The following is a 26,846-nucleotide window of genomic DNA, read 5'->3' as shown; positions in this document are numbered from 1 at the left end:
CGCCTCCACCGTAAATAAAAACCAACTAAATTGGTAGGGCTTGACGGAATACGATCACCGTGCTGGGGTGAAGGGCGTTCACGGACGCGAGAAAGGGCTCGACATGCCTGTGGAGTTTCTCGGTATCGGCGGCACCAACGACGGCTCGGAGACCACGCCCCGCTCGGGCCCGTCCTTCGACAAGCAGTACACCCTCAGGCTCGCGCGGGCCCACCAGGAGTACGGCTGGGACCGGGTGTTGTTCGCCTACGGTTCCGGCGCGCCCGACCCCGCCCAGGTCGCCGCCTACGTCGCGAGCCGGGTCGAGGACCTGCGGATCCTGCTGGCCCACCGGCCGAACGTGTCCTACCCGACGTACGCGCTCAAGACCTTCGCCACCCTCGACCAGATCAGCGACGGCCGCCTGACCGTGCACTTCATCACCGGCGGCAACGACCACGAGCAGGGCAGGGAGGGCGACCGCCTGACCAAGGACGATCGGTACGCCAGGACGCGGGAGTACATCCGGATCGTCAAGCGCGGCTGGACCTCCAGGGAGCCGTTCGACCACGAGGGCGCCCACTACTCCTTCAGGGACTTCGTCTCCGACGTCTTCCCGGTCCAGCAGCCTCGGCCGCAGGTCTCGTTCGGGGGCTCCTCGCCGGCGGCGTACGCGGCGGGCGGGGCCGAGGCCGACGTCTACTGCCTGTGGGGCGAGCCGCTGGCCGAGACCGCGCAGCAGATCGAGGCGGTCAAGGAGGCGGCCCGCGCGGCCGGGCGTACCGACGTGCCGCGCATCCAGGTGGCCTTCCGGCCGATCATCGCGCCCACCGAGGAACTGGCCTGGGAGAAGGCGTACCGGATCCTGGGCGACCTGCGGCAGGCGGGCGCGAACCCGCGGCGGCGTCCCGCGGGACCGCCGCAGAACGCCGGGTCGCAACGGCTGCTGGAGGTGGCCGCCAGAGGCGAGCGGCACGACCGCGCCCTGTGGACGCCCACCGCGGCGGCCACCGGCGGCGCGGGCAACTCGACGGCCCTCGTCGGCACCCCGGAGACCGTGGCGCGGGCCCTGCTCGACTACTACGACCTGGGCGTGGAGATCCTCTCGGCCCGCGGCTACGCCATCCTGGACGACGCCGTCGACTTCGGCCGTCACGTGATCCCGCTCGTCCGCGCGGAAGTGGCCAGGCGCGACGCCGCGCGTGCGGACCATGACGCTGCATGACACGGCCGAGGCCGTCCCGGCGGCCGGACGGCAGGAGCCCGCGCCGAAGGTCGTGACCGCCCGCCATCCGTCACGCCTGCTGGCCGCGCTCGGCGTGCTGGTGCTGCTGGCGATGGCGGCCAACGCCCTGGTCACCAACCCGGCGTGGGAGTGGGACGTCGTCGGGGCGTACCTGTTCGCGCCCTCGGTGGTGCGTTCGGTGCTGCTCACGCTGGAGCTGACCGTGCTCGGCATCGGGCTCGGGTTCGCGCTCGGCACCGTGCTCGCCCTCATGCGCCTGTCGCCCAACCGGCTGCTGTCGTCGGTGGCGTGGGGGTACGTGTGGTTGTTCCGCTCGGTGCCGCTGATCCTGCAACTGCTGTTCTGGTACAACCTGGCGCTGCTGTACCCGAGGTTGTCGTTCGGGGTGCCGTTCGGGCCCGCCTTCTTCGACGTCGGGACGATGGACCTGATCGGGCCGCTCACGGCCGCCGCGCTCGGGCTCTCGCTGCACCAGGCCGCCTACGCCGCCGAGATCGTCCGCGGCGGCCTGCTGTCGGTCGATCCCGGGCCGCGGCAGGCCGCGGCGGCACTGGGCATCCCGAGGGGCCGCAGACTGTTCCGGATCATCCTCCCGCAGGCCATGCGGACGATCGTGCCGAACGCCGGCAACGAGATCGTGGGCCTGGTCAAGGGCACCTCGGTGGTCTACATCATGGCCCTGCCCGAGCTGTTCTACCAGGTGCAGGTGATCTACAACCGCAATGGCAGGGTGATGGCGCTGCTGCTGGTCGCGACCATCTGGTACCTCGTCCTGACGACCACGCTCTCGATCGGGCAACACTTCCTGGAACGCCACTACGGCAGGGGCCGCTCATGATGGTCGAGCTGGCCGGCGTGCACAAGAGCTTCGGCGCGCTGCACGTGCTCAAGGGCATCGACCTGCGCGTACGTCAGGGCGAGGTGACGGTGGTGCTCGGCCCGTCCGGCTCGGGCAAGTCCACCCTGCTGCGCGTGATCAACCATCTGGAGAAGGTCGAACGCGGGACGGTCACGGTCGACGGCGAGCTCCTGGGCTACCGCCGGTCCGGCGACAAACTGTACGAGCTGCCCGAACGCGACATCCTCCGCCAACGGGCCGGCATCGGCTTCGTCTTCCAGAACTTCAACCTCTTCCCCCACCTGACCGTCAGCCAGAACATCGCCGAGGCCCCGCTGTCGGCCCAGCGCCGGCCGCGCGCCGAGGTGGCCGAGCTGACCGCCCGCCTGCTCGACCGGGTCGGCCTGGCCGACAAGGCCGCGGCCTATCCGCGGACGCTCTCCGGCGGCCAGCAGCAGCGCGTCGCCATCGCCAGGGCGCTGGCCCTGGAGCCCAAGGTGGTGCTGTTCGACGAGCCCACCTCCGCGCTCGACCCCGAGCTCGTCGGCGAGGTCCTGGAGGTCATGAAGGACCTCGCCCGCAGCGGCACCACCATGATCGTCGTCACGCACGAGCTCGGCTTCGCGCGCGAGGTGGCCGACACCGTCGTGTTCATGGACGAGGGCCGCATCGTCGAGCGCGGCCGGGCCGCCCAGGTCCTGGACGCCCCGCGTCACGAACGCACCCGCGCCTTCATCGGCAAGGTCCTCTGACCCAAGGAACCGCCATGCGTCTCATCGCCGTGCCCGCACTCCTGCTGCTCCTGTCCGCCGCCGCCTGCGCGGGCGAGCCCGCGCTCGTCCCCAAGGCCGTCCCCGCCCCCGCCGGGCGCACCATCGACACCGGTCCCGACCAGAAGCGGGTGCGCACCGCCGAGGTCGCGGGCATCGCCGCCCGGGTGCCCGCCGAGATCGCGCGGGACGGCCTGCTCACCGTCGGCTTCAGCGGCGGCGACGGCACGCCGCCGCTGGTCTTCCCGGCCAGTGACGACACCACGCTGATCGGCGTGGAGACCGACCTCGCCCAGCTCGTGGCCGACGTGCTGGGCCTGGAGCTGCGGTCGGAGCGGTCGTCCTGGGAGAACCTGTTCCTCGGCGCCAGGTCCGGCAAGTACGAGCTCGTCCTCAACAACGTCACCGTCACCGAGGAGCGCAAGGACGTCTACGACTTCGCGACGTACCGTGTCGATCAGCTCGGCTGGCAGGTGCCCGGCTCCAGCCCGATCAGGAAGATCTCCGTACCGGCCGACATCGCCGGGCTGCGCGTCTCGGTACGTTCGGGCACCAACCAGGAGAAGATCCTGCTCGACTGGGACAAGCAGAACAGGAAGGCCGGCCGCCGGCCGGTCGAGATCCTCTACTACCAGAAGTACGGCGACGTGCTGCTCGCGCTGAAGTCGGGGCGCGTCCAGGCGTACTTCGGTCCCAACCCGACCATCGCCTACAACGTCGCGATCAGCGGGGACTCCAGGATCGTGGGCACCGCCTCGGGCGCCGGGCCGGACCTCCAGGGGCTCATCGCGGCGATGACGAAGAAGGGCAACGGCCTGATCGGGCCGGTCGGCGAGGCGCTGAACACGGTGATCAGGAACGGCACGTACCAGCAGGTGCTCGACCGGTGGGGGCTGGGCAACGAGGCGGTGCCCGAGTCCAGGATCAACCCGCCGGGCCTGCCGCGCCAGAAGGGGTGAACGCCGGCGGGCGACTGCCTTTCGTGGCGAGTCTGTGACCCTCGGTGGGCTTGACGGGCCTCCTCCCTTCCTCCTATAAACACTCTAAAGCCACTAAATAAGTGGGAAATAGGGAGAAGCAATGAACGCTCGCAGGGTTCGCGTAACGGTGGCCACTCTGGCCGCCCTGGCGCTCACGACCATGGCGGCCGCCTGTGGGGGCAGCGGCAGCCCTGCGGACACCGGCGCGAAGAGCGGAGGGGCCGGCACGACGCAGGTGCGTCTCGGCTTCTTCCCCAACATCACCCACGCCACCGCCCTGGTCGGCGTGGAGAAGGGCATCTTCACCAAGTACCTCGGCGCCGAGCCCAAGACCAGCACGTTCAACGCCGGCCCGGCCGCGATCGAGGCCGTGTTCTCCGGCGCCATCGACGCCACCTACGTCGGCCCCAACCCGGCCATCAACGCCTGGTCGAAGTCGAAGGGCCAGGCCATCAAGATCGTCGCGGGCGCGGCGTCCGGCGGCGTGTTCCTCGTGGTCAAGCCCGGGATCAACTCGGTGGAGGACCTCAAGGGGAAGAAGATCGCCACGCCGCAGCTCGGCAACACCCAGGACGTCGCCCTGCGCTACTGGCTGACGGAGAAGGGCATCAAGACCGACACCAAGGGTGGTGGCGAGGTCTCGATCGTGCCCCAGGAGAACTCCCAGACCATCCAGACCTTCGCCACCGGCGACATCGACGGCGCCTGGGTGCCCGAGCCGTTCGCCAGCCGCCTGATCAAGGAGAGCGGCGGCAAGGTGCTGGTGGACGAGCGCGACCTGTGGCCCAACAAGCAGTTCGTGATCACCCACCTCATCGTCCGCCAGGAGTGGGCCAAGGAGCACCCCGACCTGCTCAAGAAGCTGATCGAGGCGCACGTCGAGGCCAACGACGTCATCGCCAAGGACCCGGCCGGCGCCGCGCAGACCGCCAACGCCGCCCTGCAGAAGCTCACCGGCAAGGCGCTCAAGCCCGAGGTGCTCGACAGCGCGTTCAAGAACATCACCTTCACCAACGACCCGATCGCCTCGTCGCTGGTGGGCAGCGCCGAGCACGCGACGAAGGTCGGCCTCCTCGACCCGGTCGACCTGAACGGCATCTACGACCTCAAGGTCCTCAACGAGGTCCTCGCCGCCAAGGGCCAGCAGGCCATCTCCGACAAGTAGGAGGCGTACACCATGTCCGCTCCGCTCACGGAGCAGGCCACCGGCCGGATCGAGGGGCAGCGTCCCGCGATCCGGCTGGAGGCCGTCTCCAAGATCTACGGCCAGGGCCGGACGGCCCTGCTGGCCCTCGACCAGGTCTCCCTGTCGGTGGCCCCCGGCGAGTTCGTCTGCCTGCTCGGCGCCTCCGGCTGCGGCAAGAGCACGCTGCTCTCGCTGGTGGCCGGGCTCGACCGGGCCACGGCCGGCCACATCGACGCCGACGACAGCCGCGTCGCGCTCATGTTCCAGGAGCCCGCGCTGTTCCCCTGGCTGACCGTCTCGGCCAACGTCGAGATGGCGCTGCGCGCCAAGGGCGTGGGCAAGCAGGAACGCCGGGACCGGGCCGCCGAGTTCCTCGACATCGTCCACCTGGGCGGGTTCGGCAAGAAGCGGCCGCACGAGCTGTCCGGCGGCATGCGCCAGCGCGTCGCCCTGGCCAGGGCGCTCGCCCAGGACGCCGACGTGCTGCTGATGGACGAGCCGTTCGGCGCCCTGGACGCCATGACCCGCGACCTGCTGCACGACGAGCTCGAACGCATCTGGCGGGAACGTTCTCTGTCGGTGCTGTTCGTCACCCACAACGTGCGCGAGGCCGTACGGCTCGGCGACCGGGTCGTCCTGCTGTCCAGCCGGCCGGGGCGGGTGGTGGAGGACTTCCCCGTCGAGCTGCAGCGGCCCCGCCGTACCGACTCGGGCGAGGTGGCCGAGCTGGCGGGGGAGATCACCGGCCGCCTCCGCCAGGAGGTCCTGCGCCACGCCCGCCAGGAGGAGCCCGCATGACGACGACGGACACCCACGCCCAGCAGCTCGCCGGCCTCGACGCGCTGGAACTGGGCACCGGCCACCGCGCCGGTCTGGCCTCCCGGCTGTGGTCCGGCCTGTGGCCGATCGCCTCGGCGGTGGTCATCGTGCTGGCGATCTGGCAGGCCGTGGTGTGGGCCGGCTGGTGGCCCGAGTACGTCTTCGCCGGCCCGGTCACCACACTCTCCGAGCTCGGGCACCGGCTCGGCGACCCCGAGTTCTACACGGCGCTGACGGTCACCATGCGCCGCGCGGTGACCGGGTTCGCGCTGGCCATCGCCGTCGGGCTGGTCGTCGGCGCGCTGGTCTCGCGGATCGGGCCGCTGCGCCGGGCCACGGGCTCGCTGATCACCGGGTTGCAGACGATGCCGTCCATCGCCTGGTTCCCGCTGGCCATCCTGCTGTTCGGGTTGTCCGAGAGCGCGATCCTGTTCGTGGTGGTGCTGGGCGCCGCGCCGTCCATCGCCAACGGCCTGATCGCCGGGGTGGACTACACGCCGCCGATCCTGCTGCGCGCCGGGCACATGCTCGGCTTCCGCCGGATCTCGCTCTACCGGCACGTCATCCTGCCGGCCTCGCTGCCGTCGTTCCTGGCCGGACTCAAGCAGGGCTGGGCCTTCGCCTGGCGCTCCCTGATGGCCGGTGAGCTGCTGGTCATCATCGCCAACCAGGCCTCGCTGGGCGAGCAGCTCCACTACGCCCGCGAGCTGGCCGACTCACCCGGCCTGCTCGCCACCATGATCGTCATTCTGGTCATCGGCATCGTGGTGGACCGCGTCTTCGGCGTGGCCGACGGCGCGTTGCGCCGCCGCTGGGGCCTGCACCAGGTGAGCACCTGAGCAGTAGACGGTCATGCGGATCTCCGCCAGAACTCAGTACGCCCTGCGCGCCGCGGCCGAACTGGCCGCCGCGCCGCCGGGCCCCATGCCCGCCGAGAAGATCGCCACGGCCCAGGGCATCCCGCGCAAGTTCCTCGACAACATCCTGCTCCAGCTCCGCCGGGCCGGTCTGCTGCACAGCCAGCGCGGCCCCGACGGCGGCTACTGGCTGGCCAGGCCCGCCGGCGAGATCACCCTCGCCGACATCGTGGTGATCGTCGAAGGGGTCTCCGAGGGTGGCGACCACGGGGGATACCCCGGGGTCGCCAGCCCGCTCGCCGAGGTGTGGAGCGCGCTGCGCGACCACGAGGAGATGATGCTGGCCGACATCACCCTGGCTGACATCGCCGGGGCGAGCGTGCGGCTGGGCGACGAGTCCCGCTAGCCCGCCACCCGGTTCTCCCAGGCCCACGCGATGATCTCGACGCGGTTGCGCACGCCGAGCTTGTCCAGGACGGCGGAGATGTGGCCCTTGACCGTGCTCAGCGAGATGCACAGGTCCCCGGCGATCTCCCGGTTGGTACGCCCGGCCGCCACGGCCCGCACCACGTCGGTCTCCCGCTCCGACAGCGGGCGCACCGCCCCCTCGGCCCGCGGCGCCCGCCCGGCCAGCCGGCCCAGCAGGCGGTGCGTGATCGACGGCGAGATCAGGGCGTCCCCGCCGCTCGCCGCCCGTACGGCCTCGGCGAGCAGGGCCGGGCCGGCGTCCTTCAGCACGAACCCGGCCGCGCCGCCGCGCAGCGCGTCGTAGACGTACTCGTCGAGGTCGAAGGTGGTGACCACGACCACGGGCAGCGGGTCGGGCACGCCGGGGCCGGCCAGGGCGCGGGTGACCGCGATGCCGTCCATGCCGGGCATCAGGATGTCCACGAGGCACACGTCGGGGCGTACGCGCCGGGCCAGCTCCACGGCCTCCTCGCCGTCCCGGGCCTCGGCGACCACGCGGATGTCGGGCTGGTCCTCCAGGATCAGCCGCAGGCCCCGGCGGACCATCGCCTGGTCGTCGGCCAGCAGCACTCCGATCGTCATCGGCGTGCTCCGAGGGGGAGCGCGGCCCGGACCGACCAGCCGCCCTCCGGCCGCGGGCCCGCGCGCAGGGTGCCGTCGAGGGCCTCGACGCGTTCGCGCATGCCGAGCAGGCCGTAGCCGCCGCGGTTCCGGGACGGCGGCGTGGGCGGGGCGTCGTCGGCGACCTCGACGACGACCGTGCCGTCCCCGCCGCCGATCTCGACGGTGACCGAGCGGGCGCGGGGGGCGTGGCGGGCGACGTTCGTCAGTGACTCCTGGACGATCCGGTACACGGTGCTGGTCACCTCCGGCGGCCAGTCTCCCGCGTCGGCGGGGCCGCGCAGGGTCACGGGCGGGCCGTCGAAGCGGTCGATCAGGTCGGTGAGGCGGCCGGGCGGCCCGGGTACGCCGTCGGCCGCCTCGCGGAGCAGGCCGACGACGCGGCGCAGCGCGGACAGGGCTCCGGTGCTGGCCTCCTCGATGTCCTCCAGCGACTCCTCCAGAAGCCGGGAACGCCTGCGGGCCAGCAGCCGGGCGGCCTGGGCCTGCAGCACGATGCCGGTCATGTGGTGCGCGGCCACGTCGTGCAGCTCCCTGGCCAGGCGGCGGCGCTCGTCGTGGCGTACCCGGTCGGCGGCCGCCCGGCGGCGCTCGGCCAGCAGCCTCAGGCCGCCGCCCACGGTCACGGCGGCCAGCCAGCCGCCCGCGTTGAGCACCACCACGGACCCGTTGTGGGCCATGGGCGCGCTCGCGGCGGCCACGAGGAGCCCGCCGGCCGCGACGGCGCCGGCCGGCCGCGCGGGCAGCGTCCTGACCGCCGATCCGACCAGCACGGACAGGCCCAGTGCCATGCCCGGCCCCGGCTCGTTCGGCAGATCGGCGGCCGCGGCGACCACGACGGCCACCACCGCGATCCCCAGCCCGGCCGCGGCCGTCCACACCCGACCGCGGCGGCGGGTCAGGGCCAGGGCACACACCGCGGCTCCCACCGCGATGTCGAACACCCAGTAGCCGCCGCCCCAGCTCGCGGCGATCAGGCGGGCCCAGAAGACCAGGACGACGACGGCCGCGACCCCGAGCGCCACCTCCGCCGTCACGGCCGCGCCGCCGTGCACGGCCCGCCCGCCCGGCCAGGCGGACGCCGGCAGGTTCCCCACGTTCACGCCTCCAGGCTCGGGAGCCGGGCCCGTCCGCCACACCGGCCGAAAGTACGGTCGAGCCGGCCCGAACCCTGCTTTCGACCCTCCCCGCGCCCCGCGCCGCCACCGCAGGATGAGGCCCCATGCCCCAAGAAGACCCGCGGCACGCCCGCACCATGCCCCCGCCCGCCGCCCCTGGCCGTCCGCGCATCATCGCGCTCGACGTCGTACGCGGGTTCGCCCTGTGCGGGATCCTGCTCGCCAACGTCCAGCCGATCTCCCACATCGGCACCACCGCCGTCACCGAGGCGCAGGCGACGATCGACGACGCCGCCCGATGGCTGGGCCTGCTCGTCGAGCAGCGCTTCTTCCCGATCTTCTCGCTGCTGTTCGGCGTCGGCTTCTCGTTGTTGCTCGACTCCGCGGGCCGGCGCGTCCCCCGTCCGCGGGTGTTGCTCGTACGCAGGCTCCTCGTGCTGCTCGTCATGGGTCTGGCGCACATGTTCCTGTTGTGGCGCGGCGACATCCTGACGATCTACGCGCTCGTCGGCCTGGTGGTGCTGCTGCCCTCGACCTGGCTGCCGCGCTGGGCCGTGGCCGGGCTCGCCGTCGTGCTGGTCGCCGCGGCGATGATCGTCTTCGGCGGCGGCACCATGATCGTTCCTGGCCTGTTCCTGCTGGGCTCGGCCCTGACCAGGTACGGCGTCATCGCCCGGATCGAGAGCTCCACCCTCGTCCCGGCCCTGCTGGCCCTGCTCTTCGGCGCGGGCACGGTCGCCACCCTCACCCTTCAGGGCAGCGCGGAGGGCCTCCCGATGGCCGCGTCCGGCCTGGCCATGGCCGGCCTGTACGTGTGCACCCTGCTCGTCCTGTTCAGGACCCCGTTGCGCCCGGTGCTGCGCACCCTGTTCGCCCCGCTGGGCCGCATGGCGCTGACCAACTACCTGAGCGCCACGGCCCTGGTCCTGATCATCGGCAAGGTGGTCGGCGGAAGGCCGGAGAGCTGGTCGCTGACCACGATCGTGTCGATCGCCGCCGTCATCCTGGTCCTGCAATGGGTGTGGTCCACCCTCTGGCTGCGCCGGTACCGCTTCGGCCCGATGGAGTGGTTGTGGCGCTGGGCCACGTGGGGGAGCCGTCCGGCCCAGCGGGTCCCGTGAGGCCGTAGAAACCTGGGTGACCCCTGCAACCCTTTGCCCCGCCTCCCGCGTTGGGAACGGACGAAGGGAGATCACCATTTTGAACGCTCATGACGGCTTCCGCGAGTTCGTCGTCGCCCGGCAACAGGTGCTGATGCGGACCGCCTACCTGCTCGTGGGCGACCCCCACCAGGCCGAGGACCTGCTCCAGAGCGTGCTGGTCAAGGTCGTGGCGCACTGGCCCAAGCTGGCGCGGGACGGCAACCCGGAGGCGTACACCCGCCGGGCGCTGGTCAACCAGTACATCTCGTGGCGGCGGCGCCCGAGTCGCGAGCTGCCGAGCGCCGACCCGCCCGAGCACGGGATCAGCTACGACGAGGCCGCGCTCGACCGGATCGTGCTCCGCCAGGCGCTGGGCAAGCTGACCCGCAAGCAGCGCGCGGTGATCGTCCTGCGCTTCTGGGAGGACCTCACCGAGGCCCAGACGGCAGACGCGCTCGGCTGCGCGGTCGGCACGGTGAAGAGCCAGACCCACCACGCGCTGGCACGCCTGCGCGAACTCGCTCCCGACCTGATGGACTCACAAGCCGCTCAGGAGATGGCCCGATGACCAGACTGCGTGACGCACTCGACGGCATCGCCGAGGAGGCCCCTCCGGCGGACCTGGCCGAGCTGGCCGAGCTGGCCGTGACCGGATACCGGCGCAGACGCCGGGCCACGGCGACGCTGGCGGCCGTCGCGACGGTCGCGGTGCTGACCGGGGTGACGGCGACCGTGCTGCTCGCGATGCCGCGGCGGATGGAGAGCGCCGCGGCGCAGAGCCCGGCCGCCGTGCCGACGCTGCCCGCCGGCCAGGTGGGGGTGCTCAGCCACGCCTACCGGCCGGGCTGCCGGCCGCCCAAGAAAAAGGGCGGGCCGCCCGACTGCCCGGCGGCGGAATGGCTGGTGGTCACGCGCGACGGCGTGACGTACCGGATGCCCCAGGCGCTCGCGGAGACCAAGAGGTCGAAGGTGCCCGTCGCGATCAGCCGCGACGGGCGCATGCTCGCCTACTACAGCAGGGAGGCGGGGGCGCACGTCGTCCGCGACATGGTGACCGGTGCGGAGACGGTCTCCCCGGTCGCGGTGCCGGAGGAGCGGATCGGCCGCGGCTCCATGCTCGTGGTCTCCGACGACGGCCGGTACGTGGCGTTCGACCCGCGCGAGGGCACCAAGGACCCGGGCCTGCTGATCGACATGCGGACCGGCAGGACGGTGTCGGTGCCCGGCGTGTACGAACCGGTCAGCATCAAGGACGGCGTCGCCGAACTGGTCCGGTACATCAAGACCGACCTGCTGCTGATGCCGGTCACCGGCGGCGGCCGGCCGGTACGCTTCGACGGCGTCTTCATCATGTTCAGCGAGCTGGCCCCGGACGGCCGCACGGTGGCCGCCTTCGAGTTCCCGGACAAGGGAAAGGGCACGCCCGAATACGCGACCCGCAGGCTCACCCTGCTCGACGCCCGGTCCGGCCGCATCCTGCGGAAGGTGGCCGTGAAGGGCCTGCCGAAGGGCGCCGGCATCCACGGAACCACGATCTGGCAGAGCCCGTCGGAGGTCACGCTCCTCGTCCAGCGAGGGCAGGCCGTCCGCGCCTACGCGGTGGACGTCCGCACCGGCGGGACCCGGCTGGTGACCGAGTATTCCGAGGCTGGGAAGTCAGGCGGGGCCGTGCCAGGAGCCGCCGGGTCGTGAGACCCCGGGAGCGCTGCCCGTACGGAGGCCGGGCAGCGCTCCGCCACGGGACACGGGCCGAAGGCGTGCTTCCCCGGCGTCCGGTCAATGCTGGGTGACCTGGGGCGAGGTGGTCACCACCTCGCGGGTGGGACGCGGCGCGGGCGGCGTACGCGGCCGGCCGGCCGCGACGAACACGACCGCCGACAGCAGCGACATGGCGACCACGATGATCAGGACGAACGCCATCTCCCGCCGGGTCACCGGGCAGCGGCGGCGCCGGGCCGGCTTGGCGTTGAGCGCGTCGATGCGGCAGGCGAAGTCGCGGTCCTGCCAGCGCAGATCCTGCTCGATCTCGGCCAGGATGCGGCGTTCGCGGTCCGACAGGCTCATGGCCGCCGCTCCCGTTCCGCGACGCCGTGTGCGGGGGCGGGCGGTGAGGTCAGCGGTTCGGTCATGTCGTTCTCCGTCGCTCCCGGTCGGAAGTGGCCCCCGGTCCGGGGCAGTCCTGGTCGGAGGGCGTCCCCGCCTCGTGGGCGTGCCTCTGTGGTGGCGCGGGCGGTTTCGCCGGCGCCCCCCACAGGCCCGCGCTCCTCCCGTACCCGGGGGCGCAGGCTCGATGCGGTGCCTTACTGCGCCCGGAATGAACCGTTACGTCCGGAGGGCGATGTCCGTAGAAATCCAGACATTTCCTTCACCTGCGATCGGCTCCCGGCTTACCGGGGCCCTCGATCACCTCCCCGGCTTCTCCACCAGCGGGGTGTCGACCAGGTGCTCGATCAGGAACCAGGTCTGCAGCTCGTTCGTCCTGATGACGTCGGAGACCAGCAGGTCGTTGGTGCCGTCGTCACCCATCTCCTGCGCCCGGTTCGCCGCGTCGTGGGCGGCCACCAGGATGGTCTCGTGCGCCTCGATCAGGCGCGAGAGCATGGCCGGCACCTCCTCGCAGCCGTTCGGCGGACGCGGGATCACCGTGATCTCGGCCACGTGGCGCGGGTCGCCCACCGCGACGCCGCCGAGGGTCTGGACGCGCTCGGCCATCTCGTCCACCAGCTCGACCTGCTCCGAGGCGTGCTTGTCCAGCAGCAGGTGGAGCTGGTAGAAGGTCGGGCCGCGCATCAGCCAGTGGTGCTTCTTGTAGAGGCTGTAGAGGATCTGGGTGTCGGCCAGGATCTGGTTGAGCCGCTGGCAGGAGTACTCGCGGGCGTCGCGGGAGAGGCCGAGCGGGAACATCCGCACGCTGCCGAACTCCTGGATCTCCACGCCGTTGACGTGCAGCCACGGCTGGCTGTCGGGCTTCGACCGGGTGGGCTTGGTGGCACGTTTGGTGGGCACGTACATCTCCTCAGATAGTCGGAACAATCGCCCGGAAACCTCCCCTCTGCCGCGCCAAGGGCCCCCACGAGCCTGCACAAGAGCCGGTCAACAAGCGCCGGTCGGCATCGGGCGGCGTACCCGTTTGCCCGCAGGTCGCGGGGGTAGCCGGAACGAGGGCACGGGGGCGCCCCCGCGCTCATCTTCCGGGGGGATGACGATGATGCGACGCAAGGAACCCGAAGAGCCGGAGACACCGGCGGCCGACCTCGAAGGTCCGCAGGACGAGGAACCGTACGACGAGGAGCGCGAACGCTTCGAACACCTCAAGGAACTGAACCCGGACGACTTCGAGTAGCCGCGGGCCCGCGAAGGCCGCCAGGCGAATGTCGCCCTTGGGGGCCCTGTCAGAAAACGCTCTTCTGCCTACAGTTCGGGCAAGAAGGGGGCGTCCCGAGGTTGTGGCGTCTCACCCAGTGTCAGGACGCCCCCTTCCCCGTCCGACGGTCAGCCGCGGGCCCCGGCGTTCCTGGCCGGCACCTGCTGGAGGACCTTGTAGCGAAGTCGCCACCGGTCGCCCGGCAGGACGATGACCGCCAGGTCGACGACCTGTCCGCGGCTGTTCTCCGCGACCCGGTAAAGGACGAAGACCGGCGTACGAGGAGGGATCCGCAGTTCCTGGGCCTCCTCCGCGGTGGGCATGCGGCAGTCGAGATATTCGTCCGCGTCCACGACCTCGTGCCCGGCCTCGGCCAGCCGGGCCCAGATGCCGCCGCTGCCCGAGTCCGGCCGCAGAAGGGCCTCGCCGCCGTCGGGGAACAGGTAGAGCGGCAGGTAGCTGGTGGCCAGGGAGGCGGGGCTGTCGTCCACCTCGTACACGCGATGCCGGTAGAGCAGCCGCATGTGGCTGCCGAAGCAGCGGACCATCTCCTCCTCGTGCGCCTCCGCCGTACGGCTGCCGGACTCGAAGTGCCGCACCTGCAACTGGCGGGTGTCGATGTCGGCGAGCATGAACCGGTGCTCGGAGTCCCCTTCCAGGCGCCGGATGCCGTCGCGGAGGAACTTCCTGCGGGCCTGCCTGACCCGGCTGCCCCGCTTGGGGGTGCGATCGATGAGGCCCTCGTCCCTCAGCTGGTTGAGGGCGCGTTGGGCGGTACCGAGAGATACGCCGTACTGCTCGGCGAGAGCGATCTCGCCGGGCAGTTGATCGGTCGGATTGTTCTGGTCGTCTCTCAGGGTGTTGTTGCGGATCGCGTCGCGCAGGTCGTCCGCGATGCGCTCGTACATCGCACGCCGAGGAGGAGGTGTACGGCTTGCCGTCACGAGTGGAGGCTCCCAGTTTTTCTCTACAGAAGTGGACGCTCCCCCGATCGTAGACCTCTTGGACGATTTCTCCAGTCTTCCCGTCCACATCACCCTGACCTGCTAGATATAGACCGCTCTGCGGTGGGTGTGGTGCGCTTGTCCTCCAACTTCTATATAGAAATGACGGGCGGGCATCATGAACGAACCGCTTCCCCGCAACCCCCTCCCTCCTGAGCCGCGGAGGGAACGCCCCGACGTCACGCAGGCGGTGCTCACCGCCACGGTGATCGTCATCGTCCTGGCCTGGCCGGACCTCATTCCGTTCGTCTCGGTGGTCCTGGCCCTGCTGGGGCTGCGCCAGAGCTCTCGCTGAACCCCCGGGGGCGGGGGTCAGTCGAGGTCGATGAGGGCCAGGCCGGTGGCGGGGTCGTGGCGGCGTTTCAGGTAGCGCGGCGACTGGGTGACGAGCACTTCGAGGGTCGGCCAGACCTCGCCGGACAGCAGATGGCCGCCGCGCGTCGTGCCGTCGGGCAGGCCGACGACCACATGGGCGTGCAGTTGCGGACGTACGTCGTCCTCGGCCATGGCGAAGTCGCCGATGAGGGACAGCACCTCGGTCTGGCGGTCCACCGGGATCCGGCGGTAGTCGAGCGTCCCCGGGTCGAAGAAACCCAGCGTGACCTGCCGGAACCCGCCGATGCCGGTGAGCCGGGCGGCCCGGATCCCGTTCTCGGCCGCCCACTCCGTCAGGCTCTCGACCACCTCGTCGCCGCGGTCGAGGACGACCGCGTACGTCTGCTCCTCGACCGTCGAGAGCCGCTTGCTGCGCATGACGGCCCCCTGCCCGCAGGGCGGGCGGGCAACCCGGTCACTTCCAGACGGCCTTGGCCAGGATGTTCCCGAGTCCGGGCGTCTTCCACTGGTCGACGACCAGCACCTTCTCCTTGCGCAGGTACCAGATGCGCTGGGTGTAGGCCACCGAGGTCGGCTTGCTCGTCTTCGTCTGGCAGGTCAGCCTCCACTCCGTGAAGCGGGCCGTACGCCCGGCCCCCACGGCGACGGTCGAGGTACGGGCGGGCTTGACGGGCTGAACGCCCTCCCAGTAACGCTTGTCGGGGACGCACTCCATCACCCCGCTGCTGGGGTGGTACGGCGCGCCCACCTTGTACGGGCCGCCCTCGGAGGCGTAGGCGATGTCCCGCGCCCCGCCGATGGAGAATCCGGGGCACTCCGCCGCCCGCTTGGAGCAGGCGCCGGTCACCACGGCAAGGCCGCCTACCGGGTCTTTCTTCACTTTCCACGCGGCCGGGATCTGGATGGTGAAGCCCTGGAAAGATACGGATTTCGTGGCTTGCGCGGGCGTTCCGGTCAGGACGAGCGCGGCGCTGAGCGTCAAGGTCATGAGCACGGCGGCGATCATAGGTCACGCTCCGAGAACCCTGTCAAGGGCGGATATTTCGGGAAAAATGATCGCAACTTTCTGGTCGATCACCGCATCCAACGTGCCGTGAACGTGCTGACCGCGGAAGATCCGCAACGCCTGGGCGACTACTGGCTCGCCGGACGGCTGGGCGTCGGCGGTCAGGGCGTCGTCTACGAGGGCTACGCCGAGGACGGCGCCAGAGTGGCGATCAAGGTGCTGCACGGCGACGAGGCCGGACGGCTGGCCAAGGAGGCCGAGACGGCGCGGCGGGTCGCCTCGTTCTGCACCGCCCGCGTGCTGGCCGCCGAGCTGGACGGCCCGCGGCCCTACATCGTCAGCGAGTACGTCGCCGGCCCGAGCCTGCGCCAGGCGATCGCCGGGGGCCGCCGGTTCCTCGGCGGCGACCTGCACCGCCTGGCCACGGCGGTGGCCACGGCGCTCACCGCCATCCACGAGGCCGGCGTGGTGCACCGCGACCTCAAACCGGACAACGTGCTGTTGGGCCCGGACGGCCCGCGGGTCATCGACTTCGGCATCGCGCGGACCGCCGAGATGTCGCTGACCGCGACCGGCCTGGTCACCGGCACGCCGACGTACATGGCACCCGAGGTGTTCGGCGGGCAGCGGGCCGGCGCGCCCGCGGACGTGTTCGCCTGGGGCTGCGTCGTCCTGTACGCGGCCACGGGCGCCGACCCGTTCGAGGCCGAAAGCCTGGGCGGGGTCATGCACCGGGTGTTGTCGGCCACCCCCGACCTGTCCGCGCTGCCGGAGTCGCTGCGCCCGCTGGTGTCGGCGGCGCTGAGCAAGGAGCCCGGCCTGCGTCCCGAGGCCCGCCAACTGCTGCTCGCGCTGGTCAGCGGGGACGGCGGCCTGGACACCGGACGGCTGCTCGAACGGGGACGCGCCGCCGCGCGCGTGGCCGGGACCGGCGGCGACCCCGCGCTCGGCACGCTGGCCGAGGACTCCTACGAGCTGCTCGCCCCGGCCGAACGGGAGCTGGCGCCCGAGGTGTTCCTGCGCCTGTTCACCGTGGACGGGCAGGGCGAGCTGGCCATCCGCAGGGCCCGCCTGGACGAGCTGGTGGCGGGCAGGCCGGCGGGCGAGGTCCCGGCGGTGACCAGGATCCTGGAGGTGTTCGCGTACCTGCTGGGCCGCGACGGCGAGCAGGTCTGGCTGGCCCGCCCGGCCCTGCCGCACGCCTGGCCGCGGCTGCGGCGCTGGATCGAGGCCAACAGGGAAGGGCTGGCCGTCCACGCGCCGATCCTGGCCGCCGTCCGGCGCTGGGACGAGGGCGGCCGCAGGGACGGCGGCCTGTTCCACGGCACGATGCTCGACGAGGCCCTGAACTGGGCCGCCACCGTCCGCCGCGACATCAGGCTGTCCCAGGCCGAGCGCGACTTCCTGGAGTCGTCGGCGCGGCTGGGCAAACGCCGGGCCCGCCGCGCCCGGCTCCTGACGCTGAGCCTGGCGGGGCTGCTGCGGGTCGCGCTCGCCGCGGGTGGCGTGGCCGTCCAGCAGAGCCGGGTCGCCGCCGCCCGCGCCGACGAGTTGCACGACCGTCTGACGACGTCGGAGTCCACGCGCCTGGCCGCACGCTCCGAGGCAGCCGGGCGCGACGATCCCGTGCTCGCCGGGCTGCTCGCCGTCGCCGCCTGGCGGCTGCGGGCGACACCGCAGGCCAGGGCGGCGTTGACCGCCGCGCTCGCGCGGCGCGAGCGCGGCATGTTCCGCGACCCGGCCGCCGCGCGCGGCACGTTGCGGGCGCTGGCCGCCGACGGGCGCACGCTGCTCAGCGTCGGCCAGGACGCGGCCCGGCTGTGGGACGTGCGCACGGGCCGCCGCACCACGCTGATCTCCGGCCTGGGCCTCGGCGGCGAGCGGGTGACCGACATCGGATTGTCCCCCTCGGGCCGCACGCTGGTCGCGGCCACCGCGCGCCGCGCCCGCGCCTGGGACACCGCCACCGGACGGCCGATCTCCACCTGGCCGCGCCGCCGGTCCCGCGACCTGACCGAGGGCTGGACGGAAGCCGTCCGCCGGCACGAAGGCAGGAAGGTGATCGTCAGACCGGACGACAGCGGGCAGTGGAACGTCGCCGACGCCGCCGACCCCGCCGCCAGACGTGGCACGCAGAGTCCCGACGGGCGGTGGCTGGCCATGTCCGGCGACGGGACCCTGACCCTGACCCAGCTCAAGGAGGGCTGGACGGAGGAGGTCGGCGAGGGCACGGAAGGCGCCTGGAACAAGGGCGGCCCCGTCTTCGACCGCTCCGGCCGGCTGCTGGCCACCGTCACCGACACCACCGTCCAGTTCTGGCGCCTGCCCGACACGCACCTGCTGAGCGCCGTCCCGGTACGCGGCGACGGGGACACCGGGACGCCGCCCGCCGCCGCCTTCGACGGTACGACCTTCCGCTACCTCGTCGGCGACCAGGTGTTCGCCGTGGACGTCGCCGACCTGCTGACCGAGCCGGCCGAGGGCCCGCCGTACGAGCGGGCCGACTTCGGCGAGGACGGGCTGCACCTCGTCATGGACGGCACCCTGCACCCGGTCGGCCAGGGAGGCCCGGTCCAGGGTGGGACGTCCGGACGCCTGCCCGCCTCGGACGCGCTCGGCTTCAGCCGCGACGGCCGGCGGCTCGCCCTGCTGTCCGGGCACGACGTCACCGTCCTGGACACCGCGACGAGGAAACCCGTGGCCGCTTTCACCGCCGGTACGGGCGGCACACGGCCCCAGGTCGTCCGCTTCAGCCCCGACGGCGGCCGGGTCGCACTCGTGCTCGACGGCCCGGGAAGCGGCACGGACGCGGTCGAGCTCTGGGACTGGCAGGCGCGGCGCCGCCTGTGGAGCACGCGCGCGGGCGGGGTCGTGGACCTGGCGTTCTCCCCCGACGGCGGACGGCTGGCGCTGACCGGGCTGGACGTACGCCTGCTGCGGGCGGCGGACGGCAAGGCGGCCGGCTCGCCGTTCGGCGCGTACGGCCAGGGTGTGCTGGGGAACTGGGTGCGGTTCACGCATGCGGGGGACGGGGTGGTCGTGTTCGACTCGCGCGGCCGTATGAGCACGTGGGACGCGGGCGGCCGGCGCCTGGTCGAGGAGACCGAGGGGTTCGCCTACGCCGGGACGCCCGCGTACTCGCCGGCCGAGGACCTCGTCGCGGTCGACGTGGGGGAGGGGCGCGTGCGCCTGATCGACCCGCGTACGGGCACCGACCTCGGCCGGTCCGCGGACCCCGGCGGCGGCCTCGACCGGGACGAGGGCGAGCTGCTGTCGGTCGCCTTCACCCCCGACGGCTCGCACGTCCTGACCGTGGACGCCGGGGGCACCGTCGGGCGGGTACCGGCCGCCGCCGGCCTGGTCGAACGGATGGTCTGCGACCGCGCCGGGCGCGCGCTGACCGAACGGGAGTGGCGGACGTACGTGCCCGCGCTGCCCTACCGGCCCGTCTGCGGCTGAGCCGCACGTACGAGAGGGCTCACACCAGCTCCAGATAGGCGGCCAGCTCCTCGGCCGAGTCCGTGGCGATGCCGACGTGGCCGTCCGGCCGTACGAGCGTGTGCCGAAACCCGCCGTACGGTTCGGCCGGCGCGTACGCCCGCACCTCCGGCCCGCCCGGCACGCGCGGCGCGGGATCCGGCGACAACAACGTGAAGTGCGGCCCGCGCAGCAGGTCGAACAGGCGCACGCGAGAGCCGTCGGCCAGGCGCAGCGGCCCGTCGGGCACCCGTTCGCCGCCGTGGCGGGCCAGCGAGCCGCCCCGGTAGCCGATCCGGAGCTGGTAGGTCTCCTCGTCCCGTCTGAACGATTTCCTGTCGTGCAGGTCGGTGCTGAGCCCGAGCACGAGGGCCGCGACCGGCCGGCGCTCCTCCTCGTACGTGTCGAGCAGCGACGCCGGCCCCCCGGTGAGCACGCGGGCGAGCTTCCAGCCCAGGTTGTAGGCGTCCTGCACCCCGGTGTTGAGCCCCTGGCCGCCCGCCGGGGAGTGCACGTGGGCGGCGTCCCCGGCCAGGAGGACGCGACCCGAGCGGTAGGCGTCGGCCAGGCGGATGTTGACCCGGTAGAGGGAGGACCACAACAACTCGGTCACGCGCAGCCCGCGCAGCATCGAGCGTTCGGCGAGGATGCGCCGGAAGCCGCCCAGCGTCAGGTCCGGCGTCGCGCCCGGCTTGAGCGACGCCATGAACTGGAAGGTGTCGGTGCCGGCCATGGGGTAGAGCGCCACCATCCCCTTCCCCGGCCGTACCCAGGCGTGGATGTGCTCCCGGTCCAGCCCCTCGACGCGCACGTCGCCGAGTGCCATGCGCTGCTCCTCGCGGGTCTCGCCGGTGAACCCGACGCCGAGCGCCTTGCGGACCGTGCTCCTGCCGCCGTCGGCCGCGACCAGGTAGCCGGCCCGCAGCCGCGCCCCGGCGCCCAGCCGGGCCGTGACACCCTGCGCGTCCTGCTCGAACCCGGCCAGCTCGACGCCGTACTCGACCGTGCCGCCCAGCTCGGCCAGCCGCTCCCGCAGCACCGCCTCGGTGCGCCACTGCGGGTGCATCCGCACCGCCGGGTACGGCACCTCGTCCGTCGCCGCCGCCGGTTTGTGCATGCGTCCCTGGTAGACCGGCAGCCGTCCGATCCTGACCCGGATCGGCGGGTAGAGCGTCGTCGCGGGCAGCACCCGGTCGATGATCCCGAGGTCGTCGAAGATCTCCTGCGTACGCGGTTGCAGGCCCTTGCCCTTGGAACCCGGCGAGGGCGCCGCCGCCCGTTCGACGACGCGGTGCGCGATCCCGCGCCTGGCCAGCTCCACGGCGAGGGTGAGGCCGGTGGGTCCGGCGCCGACGATGAGCACGTCCGTCCTGTCTGTCATGCGGCGACCGTGCCAGGGCCCGCTGCCAGATCTCTGTCAGCGCCCTGCCGAGGGACAGGGCGGCCGGTACGGGACGTCGCCGAAGTACCGCCGCCACCCCACCCGCGTGAGGGGCATCCCGGCGACCTCGCACACCCGCGCGGCCACCCCCTCCGGCCGCAGGTCCCACAACCGCAGGTCGCGCCCGGCGGCCGAGACGAGCGTGCGGTCGTCGGCGTACAGGACGGTGCCCAGGTCGGGGTGGGTCAGCTCGGCGATGAGCCGCCCGGCGCGCAGGTCCCACAGGCGGGTGGTGCCCGAGACGTCCGTGGTGGCCAGGGCCGCGCCGTCGGGGCTGAACCCGGCGCCTCCCACGGTGTCGCCGTGGCCGCGCAGGGCCGCCGGGCGCGGCGCGTGCCGGGGGTCGGCGATGCTCCAGACGCGGGCGGTCCGGTCGCGGCCGGTGCTGACGAGCACGTCTCCCTTGGGGCCGAAGCGCACGCCGGCCACCGCGTCCTCGTGCTCCTCGTGGTGGGCGACCTCGTCGAGGGCGCCCCGGCGTACGTCCCACAGCCGTACGCCGCGGTCGGCCCCGCCGCTGGCCAGCAGGCCGCCGTCGGGACTGAAGTCGAGGGCGCCGACGTCGCCGAAGCCGTCCCGGGCGGCCAGGCGGCGGGGCCGGGCGGCGACGTCCCAGAGCAGCAGCCGGCCGGCGTGGTCGCCGGTGGCGAGGGTACGGCCGTCGGGGCTGAGCGCGGCGGCCGCGAGCCCGGGTACCGGCAGGCGGGCGTGCCGGGCGGGGGCGTAGCGGTCGCGCAGGTCCCACACGGTCACGGCCTCGCCGTCCTCGACGGTGGCCAGGCGGCGGGCGTCGCCGCTCATGGCCATCCGGGTGGTCGGTGGAACGTTCCAGCGGGACAGCAGGACGCGGTGCCAGGGGTCGCGGACGTCCCACAGGGCGCCGCCGCGCGCGCCGGTCGTGGCCATCAAGGTCCGGTCCCGGCTCAGGACCAGGCCGGTCACCGGGTCGGGCACGCGGGCCGCGTGGTGCCACTGGTAGAAGGCGCCGGCCACGGACCCGGCGGCCAGCGCCTGCCCGTCGGAGGCGAAGGCCAGGCCGAGGACTCGGTCGGGGTGCCGGAACGAGGTGACCTGCGCGCGGGTGGCCAGGCTCCACAGGCGGACCGTCCGGTCGTCGCCGGCGGTGGCCAGGGTGGCGCCGTCGGGGCTGAACGCCAGGGCGCCGGCGGGGGCGCCGTACCGGGTGGGCCTGCCGCAGCGGCGGGCGTCCAGGCGGCAGAGCCAGGTGCCGCGTTCCGGGGCGGACCAGGCCAGCGTGCCACCGTCGGGGCTGATCGCGAGCGCGGCGGGGCCGTTCCTGGCGCCGGTCCTGATCGTGTCCGCGGGGGTGGCGGGCGTGGCGGGATCCCACACACGTACGCTTCCGTCGCCGTGGCCGGTGACCACCGTGTCGTCGCCGACGGCGAAGCGGGTGACCTGGGCGGAGGTGCGTACGGGGGGCAGCGGGACCGGCTTGCCGGCCAGGCTCCACCGCCCGACGCCGCGCGCGGCGGCGGCGAGCACCGTGCGGCCGTCCGGCGTGAACGCCGCCGCGGCCGCGCCGGGCAGGGCGGCGACGTGGCGGGGGCGGGCGGGGTTCACGACGTTCCACAACTCGACGCCGCGCCGGGTGGCCGCGAGCAGCACCCGGTCCCCGCCGGCCGGACGGAAGGCGAGCGCGCCCACCGGCCCGCCGGCGGTGCGCGGCAGAGTGGCGAGCGGGGTGCGGCGGCGCGGGTCGGCGGCGTCCCACAACTCGACCACGCCGTTGTCGGCGCCGGTCGCGAGCACGGCACGGTCCTGGCTGTACGCGATCATCCGCAGCCGGTCGCCGGAGGAACGCAGGCGGGTGGCGTACGGCTCGGCGCTGTTGAGCAGCGCGCCGCGGGTCCGCGGGGTGTCGGCCAGGTCGTGGGCGGCCACCGACACCTGCGCGGCCAGCTCCGGATCGGTCGCCCGCAGCGCGCGTGCCTGGTCGGCGGCCCGTTCGGCGAGCGCGATGACGCGCGCGGTGCCGGCGCGCCCGCTCTCCCGCCATGCCAGCCCGGCCGCCGCCCCGGCCACCACCACCAGTGCCGCGAGCGCCAGCAGCAGCCCCCGAACCTCCCGGACGACGGCGAACCACCCGGTCCCGCCCGCCGCGAACGGCCCGGGAAACAGGCACGGATCCCGTGCGTACCGCCCCCACGCTCGCCCCAGCCTTGCCCCGAACCCCTCGTCCATGCGCACCCGTCCCGTAACCCAGCGAAGTCGATCGAGGACTCAGGGTACGCGCGCCCACTCGGTGGCGTCCGCCGGTCGAGAACCCCGGGTACGGCCGGAAAACGCGGGCCTCAGCGCTTGCGGCCGACGCCCGCGTAGTAGACGGCCTCCCGGTCGGCGTACAGCGTCTCGGGGGCGGGACGCCAGCGCGGCAGCGGGACCACGCCCGGCTCCAGCAGCTCCAGCCCGTCGAAGAAGCTCGTGACCTCCTCCAGGGTGCGCAGCGTCATGGGCGCGCCGCCGCTCTCGTTCCAGTGGCGGACGCCCTCTTCGAGCTGCCTGCCGACGAGCCCGTGGGAGATGGCCAGGTGGCTGCCCGGGGCCATGGGTGCCAGCAGCTCGGCGATGATCGACCGGGCCTGGTCGGTGCCGGGGAGGAAGTCGACGACGCCGAGCAGCGTCAGCCCGATCGGCCGGTCGAAGTCGAGGTGCTCGCCGGCGGCGGCCAGGATCTTGCCGGGCTCGCGCAGGTCGGCGTCGATGAAGGCGGTCGTGCCCGCGGGCGCGGCACGCAGCAGCGCCCGCGCGTGCGCGAGGACCATGGGGTCGTTGTCGACGTACACGACGTTGCTGTCGGGGGCCACCGCCTGGGCGACCTGGTGGGTGTTGTCCGCCGTGGGGATGCCGGTGCCGATGTCCAGGAACTGCCGGATGCCCGCCTCCCCGGCCATGTACCGCACCGCGCGCCCGAGGAACTCCCTGTTCGTACGCGCCAGCACCGGCAGGTCCGGTACGGCGGCCAGGATCTGCTCGCTCACCACCCGGTCGATCTCGTAGTTGTCCTTGCCGCCCAGCCACAGGTCGTAGATGCGGGCGGGGCTCGGAACATCGGTGTTCAGCGAACGTTCGCTCATCGCGACGCCTTCCGGACGAAAGGGACTACCTGAAAGATCGTAGCCCCAAGATCGCCACCAGCGCCCCCGTCCGGCCGTCCTGATCCGGACGGGTCAGAGCAGGCGTCTTTGCACCACGTCGGCGATGGCCGTGGTCACGATCCACTGGACGGCGGCGGCGTCGGGCGGGTTGTCCTCGCGGCCGGCGAACAGCAGGTGGCCGCTGCCGATCAGGGTGAGCGCGAGGGCGTCGACGTCGGCGTCGACCGCGATGCGGCCCATCTCGCGCTCGGCGGTCAGGTAGGCGGCGATCATGGACGTGGCCTCGGACAGGACCGGGATGCCCGTGGACCCGGCCAGGCGCAGGCGGGCGCGCAGCCCGTCGCGGGCGATGACGAGGCTGACGACGGCCACGGCGACCGAACCGAACAACTCCAGCAGCGCGAGCGTGAGGTTCTCCGCGACGGTGGCCGTGCCGGCGTCCTCGCGCAGGGCGGCGGCCTGGGCCTCGACCCGGCGGATGCGGTCGGTCACCAGCTCGGCGAGGAAGGCGTCGAAGTCGGCGAAGTGCCGGTGGAGCACGCCCTTGGCGCAGCCCGCCTCGGCGGTGACCGCGCGGCTGGTCAGCGCGTTGGGGCCGTCTCTGAGCAGGATGCGCTCGGCGGCGTCGAAGAGCTGCTCGCGCACGTCGCGGAGCGCTACGCCTGTGGGCACCGAGCCTGTCTCCTTCTTCCGCCGAACCCCTGCCCAGCCTAGACGAGTGGGCACGTGCCCACTAGAGTGGGCGCATGCCCACTATTGCGACAGGGGCGCCAGGCCCCTCCGAGAACGAGCCACACCAGCAGCGCCGGATGGCCGAGTCCTTCGGCACCGACGCCGACCGCTACGACCGGACCCGCCCCCGCTACCCGGAGGCGATGGTGACCAGGGTCGCCGAGTCCCTGCCCGGCCCGTACGTGCTCGACGTCGGCATCGGCACCGGCATCGCGGCCCGGCAGTTCCAGGCGGCCGGCTGCGAGGTGTTCGGGGTGGACGTCGATGCCCGGATGGCCGGGCTCGCCCGCCGTGACGGCATCGAGGTGGAGGTGTCCGCCTTCGAGTCGTGGGACCCGGCCGGGCGCACGTTCGACGGGGTCGTCGCCGGGCAGACCTGGCACTGGATCGACCCGGTGGCGGGCGCGGCCAAGGCGGCCGAGGTCCTGCGGCCCGGCGGCCGGCTGGCGCTGTTCTGGAACGTGTTCCAGCCGCCCGCCGCGCTGGGCGACGTCTTCGCCGAGGTCTACCGCCGCGTGCTGCCCGGCATGCCCGCGCTCGCCCAGGCCGGCCCGGCCGTGGGCATGTATCTGTCGCTGCTCGACAAGATCGCCGACGGGATCCGGGCGGTGGGCGCGTTCGGCGAGCCGGAGGAGTGGCGGTACGGCTGGGAGCGGGTCTACACCCGTGACGAGTGGCTGGAGCAGGTGCCCACGCACGGCCCCGCCACCGGGCTGCCGCCGGAGCAGCTTCGGGAACTGCTGGACGGCCTCGGCGCCGCCGTAGACGCGGCGGGCGGCGCGTTCACCGTCCACTACGACGTCCTGGTGCTCACCGCCGTCCGGGCTGCGGGGGCCGAGTAGCCGCTGCTCAGGCCGGTTGCGGCGTCCTCGGTTCGGCCCTGGCCGGGGCGTAGAGGCCGAGCAGGCGGAGGGCCGGGGCGGTCATCATGGTGGTGATCAGGGCCATCAGCACGAGCACCGTGAACGTGCCGGGCGCGATCAGTCCCATGCTGAGCCCGGTGCTGAGCACGACGATCTCGGTGACGCCGCGGGCGTTCATGAGCACGCCGAGCCCGAGCGCGAGCCGCCCCGGCATGCCGCCCGCCCAGGCGATCACCCCGGCCGCGCCCAGCTTGCCGAGGACCGCCGCGGCGAGCAGGACGGCCCCGCCCAGCAGCACCGCCGGGTGGCCGAAGGCCAGGTGCACATCGGTGCGCAGCCCGATCGAGGCGAAGAACACCGGCAGCAGCAGCGCGCGGTTGAGCGACCCGAGGCGTTCCGGCACCGTGCCGAGTACGCGGGTCTCGCGCGGGAACGCGACCCCCGCCAGGAGCGCGCCGAAGATCGCGTGCACGCCGATGGCGTCGGTCGCGGCCGCCAGGGCGAAGATCAGGCCCAGGACGATCGCGAGCGCGGCGGGGGTGGGCAGCCTGCGCCCGTCGTACCGGGCGGCCAGGGCGGCGAGCCCGGGGCGTACGACGAGGACCACGACGAGCACCAGGGCGGCGGCCAGCGCCAGCGAGGTCAGCACGCCCGCGGGGGAACCGGCGTGGGCCAGCGCGATCACCGCGGCCAGCGCGCACCAGGCGAGCACGTCGGCCAGGCCCGCGCAGAGGATGGCCAGCGAGCCCAGCCGGGTGACGGTCAGCCCCGCCTCCTGAAGGATCCTGGCCAGCACGGGGAACGCGGTGACGCTCAACGCGGTCCCGGCGAACAACACGAACGCCGTGCCCGAGGCCGACGGCCCGGCGAGCGCGTCGGCGAACGGGAGCGCGGCGACCGTCCCCAGGGCGAAGGGCACGGCCATCATGGCCAGCGCGGCGACGCCCACCACCGTGCGCTGCCGGCCGAGGGCGGTGGGATCGAACTCCCGGCCCACGGTGAACATGAAGATCGCCAGCCCGGCCTGGGCCAGCAGTTCGAGTTGCGGCGCGACCCACCCGGGCAGGATCAGCGCCGACACACCCGGTGCCAGCGCCCCCAGCGCGGACGGCCCCAGCAGCAGCCCGGCCACCATCTGACCCACCACGGACGGCTGTCCGGCCCGGCGCGCCAGGACGCCGCCCAGCGAGGCCAGCCCGCCGATGACCGCCACCGCGAAGGACAACCGCAGGATCGACTGGGCCGGGGCCACCCCCGCGTGCGGGGCCGGCGCGGCAGCGTGCCCGGCCGGCTGCGCGCCCGGCCCGAACACGAGCAGGATCGCCACGCCGGCCACGGCGATCAGTAGCAGCGCGACCGCCAGACCCCGGGCGGGGGCGGGCAGCAGGGCCTGTTCGGTGTCGTCGAGCGGGTCGTCTCCGCGCATGGTCGCACCTTCCTGCGTACTCCGCGATGGGTTGCCCCCGCCGAGGTCGGTCCGCGT

General features: G+C 73.1%; 27 protein-coding genes. 15 read left to right on the top strand and 12 right to left on the bottom strand.

All coding sequences use genetic code 11. The features are described from left to right. The first annotated feature begins 103 nt into the window (after positions 1 to 103). The 8 genes from DMB42_RS07940 (at position 104) to DMB42_RS07905 (ending at position 7,081) form a co-directional block, all read left to right on the top strand. Positions 104 to 1,204 (top strand): LLM class flavin-dependent oxidoreductase, encoded by a 1,101-nt coding sequence (locus tag DMB42_RS07940; protein WP_125632110.1) that lies wholly within the window; start codon positions 104 to 106, stop codon positions 1,202 to 1,204. After that, the gene (locus tag DMB42_RS07935) at positions 1,191 to 2,063 is read left to right on the top strand and encodes an amino acid ABC transporter permease (protein ID WP_125632108.1); all 873 of its coding nucleotides are present in this window, start codon (positions 1,191 to 1,193) and stop codon (positions 2,061 to 2,063) included. The genes DMB42_RS07940 and DMB42_RS07935 overlap by 14 nt, the downstream gene beginning before the upstream one ends. Continuing rightward, positions 2,060 to 2,815, top strand: a complete 756-nt coding sequence (locus DMB42_RS07930; protein ID WP_125632106.1) for an amino acid ABC transporter ATP-binding protein — start codon at positions 2,060 to 2,062, stop codon at positions 2,813 to 2,815. The genes DMB42_RS07935 and DMB42_RS07930 overlap by 4 nt, the downstream gene beginning before the upstream one ends. A gap of 14 nt (positions 2,816 to 2,829) precedes the next feature. Beyond that, positions 2,830 to 3,792: an ABC transporter substrate-binding protein gene (locus DMB42_RS07925; protein ID WP_125632104.1), complete on the top strand. Its 963-nt coding sequence runs from the start codon at positions 2,830 to 2,832 to the stop codon at positions 3,790 to 3,792. A gap of 121 nt (positions 3,793 to 3,913) precedes the next feature. Further along, the gene (locus DMB42_RS07920; protein ID WP_125632102.1) at positions 3,914 to 4,978 is read left to right on the top strand and encodes an ABC transporter substrate-binding protein; all 1,065 of its coding nucleotides are present in this window, start codon (positions 3,914 to 3,916) and stop codon (positions 4,976 to 4,978) included. A 12-nt stretch (positions 4,979 to 4,990) separates the two neighbouring features. After that, positions 4,991 to 5,797 carry an ABC transporter ATP-binding protein gene (locus tag DMB42_RS07915; protein WP_125632100.1) on the top strand — a complete coding sequence of 269 codons (807 nt, stop codon included), beginning with the start codon at positions 4,991 to 4,993 and terminating at the stop codon, positions 5,795 to 5,797. Then, positions 5,794 to 6,657, top strand: coding sequence for an ABC transporter permease (locus DMB42_RS07910; RefSeq protein ID WP_125632098.1), 864 nt, complete (start codon positions 5,794 to 5,796; stop codon positions 6,655 to 6,657). The genes DMB42_RS07915 and DMB42_RS07910 overlap by 4 nt, the downstream gene beginning before the upstream one ends. A gap of 13 nt (positions 6,658 to 6,670) precedes the next feature. Further along, entirely contained in the window at positions 6,671 to 7,081 is a 411-nt protein-coding gene (locus tag DMB42_RS07905) for an Rrf2 family transcriptional regulator (protein WP_125632096.1), read from the top strand. Here the strand turns inward: DMB42_RS07905 and DMB42_RS07900 are convergent. Beyond that, a complete protein-coding gene (locus tag DMB42_RS07900; RefSeq protein WP_125632094.1) occupies positions 7,078 to 7,725 on the bottom strand; it encodes a response regulator transcription factor in 648 nt (215 codons plus the stop codon). The two genes, DMB42_RS07905 and DMB42_RS07900, sit on opposite strands and share 4 nt — an antisense overlap. Further along, a complete protein-coding gene (locus DMB42_RS07895; RefSeq protein WP_260477553.1) occupies positions 7,722 to 8,867 on the bottom strand; it encodes a sensor histidine kinase in 1,146 nt (381 codons plus the stop codon). The genes DMB42_RS07900 and DMB42_RS07895 overlap by 4 nt, the downstream gene beginning before the upstream one ends. Positions 8,868 to 8,986: 119 nt before the next feature. Between DMB42_RS07895 and DMB42_RS07890 the strand changes: the two genes are divergently transcribed. The 3 genes from DMB42_RS07890 to DMB42_RS07880 all read left to right on the top strand — a co-directional run bounded on the left by DMB42_RS07890 (position 8,987) and on the right by DMB42_RS07880 (position 11,716). Next, entirely contained in the window at positions 8,987 to 10,003 is a 1,017-nt protein-coding gene (locus tag DMB42_RS07890) for a DUF418 domain-containing protein (RefSeq protein WP_260477552.1), read from the top strand. A gap of 79 nt (positions 10,004 to 10,082) precedes the next feature. After that, entirely contained in the window at positions 10,083 to 10,592 is a 510-nt protein-coding gene (locus tag DMB42_RS07885; RefSeq protein ID WP_125632093.1) for a SigE family RNA polymerase sigma factor, read from the top strand. Next, positions 10,589 to 11,716, top strand: a complete 1,128-nt coding sequence (locus DMB42_RS07880; RefSeq protein WP_125632091.1) for a hypothetical protein — start codon at positions 10,589 to 10,591, stop codon at positions 11,714 to 11,716. Before DMB42_RS07885 ends, DMB42_RS07880 begins: the two co-directional genes overlap by 4 nt. An 84-nt stretch (positions 11,717 to 11,800) precedes the next feature. Here the strand turns inward: DMB42_RS07880 and DMB42_RS07875 are convergent, their stop codons facing one another. Then, positions 11,801 to 12,088: a DUF3040 domain-containing protein gene (locus DMB42_RS07875; RefSeq protein ID WP_125632089.1), complete on the bottom strand. Its 288-nt coding sequence runs from the start codon at positions 12,086 to 12,088 to the stop codon at positions 11,801 to 11,803. A 339-nt stretch (positions 12,089 to 12,427) separates the two neighbouring features. Continuing rightward, positions 12,428 to 13,030 (bottom strand): Dps family protein, encoded by a 603-nt coding sequence (locus DMB42_RS07870; protein ID WP_229824391.1) that lies wholly within the window; start codon positions 13,028 to 13,030, stop codon positions 12,428 to 12,430. A 193-nt stretch (positions 13,031 to 13,223) separates the two neighbouring features. Here DMB42_RS07870 and DMB42_RS53020 point away from each other — a divergent pair, with 193 nt between their 5' ends. Next, complete coding sequence (locus tag DMB42_RS53020) at positions 13,224 to 13,367, top strand: hypothetical protein (protein ID WP_185844516.1); 144 nt, start codon at positions 13,224 to 13,226, stop codon at positions 13,365 to 13,367. Between the two features lie 149 nt (positions 13,368 to 13,516). Here DMB42_RS53020 and DMB42_RS07865 read toward each other — a convergent pair whose 3' ends face one another. Further along, entirely contained in the window at positions 13,517 to 14,296 is a 780-nt protein-coding gene (locus DMB42_RS07865; RefSeq protein WP_185844515.1) for a GntR family transcriptional regulator, read from the bottom strand. Positions 14,297 to 14,510: 214 nt separating this feature from the next. Here DMB42_RS07865 and DMB42_RS53015 point away from each other — a divergent pair, with 214 nt between their 5' ends. Then, the gene (locus DMB42_RS53015; protein ID WP_185844514.1) at positions 14,511 to 14,687 is read left to right on the top strand and encodes a hypothetical protein; all 177 of its coding nucleotides are present in this window, start codon (positions 14,511 to 14,513) and stop codon (positions 14,685 to 14,687) included. Between the two features lie 17 nt (positions 14,688 to 14,704). Here the strand turns inward: DMB42_RS53015 and DMB42_RS07860 are convergent, their stop codons facing one another. Continuing rightward, positions 14,705 to 15,145, bottom strand: a complete 441-nt coding sequence (locus tag DMB42_RS07860) for a PPC domain-containing DNA-binding protein (protein ID WP_125632083.1) — start codon at positions 15,143 to 15,145, stop codon at positions 14,705 to 14,707. A 37-nt stretch (positions 15,146 to 15,182) separates the two neighbouring features. After that, a complete protein-coding gene (locus tag DMB42_RS53010; protein WP_185844513.1) occupies positions 15,183 to 15,722 on the bottom strand; it encodes a hypothetical protein in 540 nt (179 codons plus the stop codon). A gap of 99 nt (positions 15,723 to 15,821) precedes the next feature. On the opposite strand from DMB42_RS53010, the gene DMB42_RS07855 reads away from it, so the two are divergent. Continuing rightward, a complete protein-coding gene (locus tag DMB42_RS07855) occupies positions 15,822 to 19,193 on the top strand; it encodes a serine/threonine-protein kinase (RefSeq protein WP_185844512.1) in 3,372 nt (1,123 codons plus the stop codon). Positions 19,194 to 19,212: 19 nt separating this feature from the next. Here the strand turns inward: DMB42_RS07855 and DMB42_RS07850 are convergent, their stop codons facing one another. The 4 genes from DMB42_RS07850 to DMB42_RS07835 form a co-directional block, all read right to left on the bottom strand. Next, positions 19,213 to 20,592 (bottom strand): FAD-dependent monooxygenase, encoded by a 1,380-nt coding sequence (locus tag DMB42_RS07850; protein WP_125632079.1) that lies wholly within the window; start codon positions 20,590 to 20,592, stop codon positions 19,213 to 19,215. Between the two features lie 36 nt (positions 20,593 to 20,628). Continuing rightward, entirely contained in the window at positions 20,629 to 22,854 is a 2,226-nt protein-coding gene (locus DMB42_RS07845) for a WD40 repeat domain-containing protein (RefSeq protein ID WP_125632077.1), read from the bottom strand. Positions 22,855 to 22,964: 110 nt separating this feature from the next. Then, positions 22,965 to 23,747: an SAM-dependent methyltransferase gene (locus tag DMB42_RS07840; protein WP_125632075.1), complete on the bottom strand. Its 783-nt coding sequence runs from the start codon at positions 23,745 to 23,747 to the stop codon at positions 22,965 to 22,967. Between the two features lie 93 nt (positions 23,748 to 23,840). Continuing rightward, entirely contained in the window at positions 23,841 to 24,440 is a 600-nt protein-coding gene (locus DMB42_RS07835; protein WP_125632073.1) for a TetR/AcrR family transcriptional regulator, read from the bottom strand. Between the two features lie 74 nt (positions 24,441 to 24,514). On the opposite strand from DMB42_RS07835, the gene DMB42_RS07830 reads away from it, so the two are divergent. Continuing rightward, positions 24,515 to 25,342 carry a class I SAM-dependent methyltransferase gene (locus DMB42_RS07830; protein WP_260477551.1) on the top strand — a complete coding sequence of 276 codons (828 nt, stop codon included), beginning with the start codon at positions 24,515 to 24,517 and terminating at the stop codon, positions 25,340 to 25,342. A gap of 7 nt (positions 25,343 to 25,349) precedes the next feature. On the opposite strand, the gene DMB42_RS07825 is transcribed toward DMB42_RS07830, so the two are convergent. Next, positions 25,350 to 26,789 carry a cation:proton antiporter gene (locus tag DMB42_RS07825; RefSeq protein ID WP_125632071.1) on the bottom strand — a complete coding sequence of 480 codons (1,440 nt, stop codon included), beginning with the start codon at positions 26,787 to 26,789 and terminating at the stop codon, positions 25,350 to 25,352. Positions 26,790 to 26,846: the final 57 nt, after the last annotated feature.

This window comes from Nonomuraea sp. WAC 01424, from assembly GCF_003947315.1.
GTDB lineage: Bacteria > Actinomycetota > Actinomycetes > Streptosporangiales > Streptosporangiaceae > Nonomuraea > Nonomuraea spiralis.
Note: the sequence above shows the minus strand (reverse complement) of the source record. Positions and strands in the feature narration are given on the sequence as shown.